The sequence below is a fragment of the Gluconacetobacter entanii genome (genome assembly GCF_013155425.1).
GTDB lineage: Bacteria > Pseudomonadota > Alphaproteobacteria > Acetobacterales > Acetobacteraceae > Novacetimonas > Novacetimonas entanii.
Genome location: NZ_JABJWD010000103.1, coordinates 1 through 553, shown reverse-complemented (window position 1 = coordinate 553; position 553 = coordinate 1). Strand labels below are relative to the sequence as shown.

General features: G+C 57.5%; 1 protein-coding gene. It reads left to right on the top strand.

The genetic code is table 11. The annotated features are described in order from the left end of the window. Positions 1-526: IS66 family transposase (locus HNH97_RS15320; protein WP_171791463.1), on the top strand; the 526-nt coding region annotated here is incomplete at its 5' end. Between the last annotated feature and the right edge of the window lie 27 nt (positions 527-553).

Sequence of the window (553 nt, the reverse complement as noted above, 5' to 3'; positions counted from 1 at the left end):
CAGTGATTCGACAATCGCAAGGGAAGCACTTGAACAGATCGGAGAGCTCTACGATATCGAGCGCCAGATCACCGGACACCCGGCCCCGTATCGTCTGGCTGTCCGACAGGAACAAAGCCGCCCCCGTGTCACAGCATTCCACGCATGGTGCGAAACACAGCTTGCCCGTATCCCTGGAAAGGGGGAACTGGCAAAAGCGATCCGTTATGCGCTCAACCGGTGGAAGGCCTTTACCCTGTTCCTCGAAGATGGTCGTGTCGCCATCGACAACAATCCTGCCGAACGCGCCATACGGCCCGTATGCGTGGGGCGAAAAAATTATCTCTTTGCCGGATCCGACACCGGGGGCGACAACATCGCTGATGCCATGACGCTTATCGAAAGCGCAAAACTCTCCCGGCTTAATCCGCACGATTACCTCGCCGACGTCCTGGCCCGTATCAACGAGCACAAGATCAACCGGCTCCACGAACTGTTGCCATGGAACTGGAAACCCGTGAATACACTGCACAGACAGGCCGCATAATCAAGGCGGCCCAGAGCGGCCGGTTAC